3 protein-coding genes are annotated in these 2,539 nt (G+C 61.8%); 2 read left to right on the top strand and 1 reads right to left on the bottom strand.

Annotation, left to right across the window (positions count from 1 at the left end; all coding sequences use genetic code 11):
* Positions 1-207 precede the first annotated feature (207 nt).
* Complete coding sequence (locus PMI38_RS20765) at positions 208-561, top strand: YkgJ family cysteine cluster protein (protein WP_008098240.1); 354 nt, start codon at positions 208-210, stop codon at positions 559-561.
* A gap of 2 nt (positions 562-563) precedes the next feature.
* On the opposite strand, the gene dadR is transcribed toward PMI38_RS20765, so the two are convergent.
* A complete protein-coding gene (gene dadR, locus PMI38_RS20760) occupies positions 564-1,052 on the bottom strand; it encodes a transcriptional regulator DadR (protein WP_003258963.1) in 489 nt (162 codons plus the stop codon).
* A gap of 156 nt (positions 1,053-1,208) precedes the next feature.
* Between dadR and dadA the strand changes: the two genes are divergently transcribed.
* The gene (gene dadA, locus PMI38_RS20755; protein WP_008098235.1) at positions 1,209-2,513 is read left to right on the top strand and encodes a D-amino acid dehydrogenase; all 1,305 of its coding nucleotides are present in this window, start codon (positions 1,209-1,211) and stop codon (positions 2,511-2,513) included.
* Positions 2,514-2,539 lie beyond the last annotated feature (26 nt).

Here is a 2,539-nt window from a genome sequence, read left to right as displayed (position 1 = left end):
GCTTCGCCGGTGTTCGCGGGACAAGCCCGCTCCCACAGGAATCGCATCAACTTTTAGAAGTGGAGCAAGACAGTTGCTCCCACAGGATCATCACCTTCATCAAGACCCGCGGGCTACTTGCATCAAGACCAGCGGGCAACTTGTGGGAGCCGGCTTGCCGGCGATTGGCCCTATAATTCACCTTCACCCTTCAATCTGTACCCAGCCATGTCCTGCAACCGCCACAAGATCCAGTTCCTGCGCGAACTCATCCCATCCTTCGAGTGCGAGCCCGGCTGCCACGACTGCTGCGGCCCGGTCACCACATCGACTGAAGAAATGGCCCGCCTGCCGCGCAAAACCCAAGCCGAACAGGACGCTGCGCTGGAGCACCTGGATTGCGTGCACCTGGGCCCCAATGGCTGCACGGTCTACGAAGAGCGCCCGATGATCTGCCGCCTGTTTGGCACCACGCCCAGCATGGCCTGCCCCCGTGGCCGAGGCCCTGAGCAGATGCTCGAGCCACAGGCCGAGCAGCTCGTTCACCGGTTCATTGCCACGACCCGCCAGGTGCTGGTCTGACCTCAGTCCGGAATCGGCAGGCAAAGGCTTTCCTTCACTTCCTCCATCACGATGTAGCTCTTCGATTCGCGCACGTGCGGCAGCTTCAGCAGGATGTCGCCGAGCAGCTTGCGGTACGACGCCATTTCCGAAATTCGCGCTTTCACCAGGTAGTCGAAGTCACCTGAAACCAGGTGGCATTCCAGTACATGGGGCAGCTTGAGCACCGCGCGGCGGAACTCCTCGAAGGTATCGCCCGACTTGTAGTCCAGGCTGATTTCCACGAACACCAGCAGGCTGCCCTTCAGGTGCTGCGGATTGAGCCGGGCGTTGTAGCCCATGATGATGCCCTCGCGCTCCAGGCGGCGTACGCGCTCGGTGCAAGGGGTGGTGGAAAGCCCAACTTTCTCGCCCAGTTCGGTGAAGGAAATGCGCCCGTCATTCTGCAGGATCCGCAGGATGTTGCGGTCGATCTTGTCCAGTTCACGCTTGCTCTGGTGCTGGGTTCTCATAGGGGATGCCCCTCCGTGAAAGGCGTTTTTGCCGAGAATTCTCGCCAAATATAGGCTTTTATATAGTGAATTGCACTGGCTTTGAATTCATATACTGCGCGCATCCATGCCATATCAACAAAATTTTGCGGTGCGCCGCGTGCGAGGGATGAAACGATGCGAGTTCTGGTACTTGGTAGCGGTGTAATCGGAACCGCCAGTGCCTATTATCTGGCCCGGCAAGGTTTCGAAGTGACCGTGGTCGACCGCCAGCCGGCGGTGGCCATGGAGACCAGTTTTGCCAACGCTGGCCAGATCTCGCCCGGCTATGCCTCGCCCTGGGCTGCCCCTGGCGTGCCGCTGAAGGCTATCAAGTGGCTGCTGGAGCGCCACGCCCCCCTGGCCATCAAGCTCACTGGCGATGTCGACCAGTACCTGTGGATGGCGCAGATGCTGCGCAACTGCACCGCCAGCCGTTACGCGGTGAACAAGGAGCGCATGGTGCGTCTGTCCGAGTACAGCCGCGACTGCCTCGACGAGCTGCGCGCCGAAACCGGCATCGGCTATGAAAACCGTAGCCTCGGCACCACCCAGCTGTTCCGCACCCAGGCTCAATTGGATGCCGCGGCCAAGGACATCGCCGTGCTCGAACAGTCGGGCGTGCCTTACGAACTGCTCGACCGTGACGGCATTGCTCGCGTCGAACCTGCCCTGGCTGGCGTGAAAGACATTCTGGCCGGTGCCCTGCGCCTGCCCAACGACCAGACCGGCGACTGCCAGATGTTCACCACCAAGCTGGCCGACATGGCCATCAAGCTGGGCGTCGAGTTCCGCTTCGGTCAGGACATCCAGCGCCTGGACTTCGCCGGCGACCGTATCAATGGCGTGTGGATCGACGGCAAGCTGGAAACCGCCGACCGTTACGTCCTGGCGCTGGGCAGCTACTCGCCGCAGATGCTCAAGCCGCTGGGCATCAAGGCGCCGGTGTATCCGCTCAAGGGTTACTCGCTGACCGTACCGATCACCAACGCCGACATGGCCCCGACGTCGACCATTCTCGACGAGACCTACAAGGTCGCCATCACCCGTTTCGACAACCGCATCCGTGTCGGCGGCATGGCTGAAATCGCCGGTTTTGACCTGTCGCTGAACCCGGCTCGGCGCGAAACGCTGGAGATGATCGTCAACGACCTTTATCCTCGCGGCGGCGACCTGAGCCAGGCCGACTTCTGGACCGGCCTGCGCCCGGCCACCCCGGACGGTACGCCGATCGTGGGTGCCACCGCGTTCCGCAACCTGTTCCTCAACACCGGTCACGGCACGCTGGGCTGGACCATGGCCTGTGGCTCCGGTCGCCTGCTGGCCGACCTGATTGCGCGCAAGAAGCCGCAGATCAGTGCCGAAGGTCTGGACATTTCCCGTTATGGCAACAGCCGGGAAGTGACCAACCAGGGTCAGACCGCGCCTGTACATCAGCAGTAAGGCGTCTGTTCCGGCCTCATCGCCGG

It is taken from the genome of Pseudomonas sp. GM84, from assembly GCF_000282535.1.
GTDB lineage: Bacteria > Pseudomonadota > Gammaproteobacteria > Pseudomonadales > Pseudomonadaceae > Aquipseudomonas.
The sequence above is the reverse complement of the archived record's forward strand: the minus strand, read 5'-3'. Positions and strand labels throughout refer to the sequence as shown.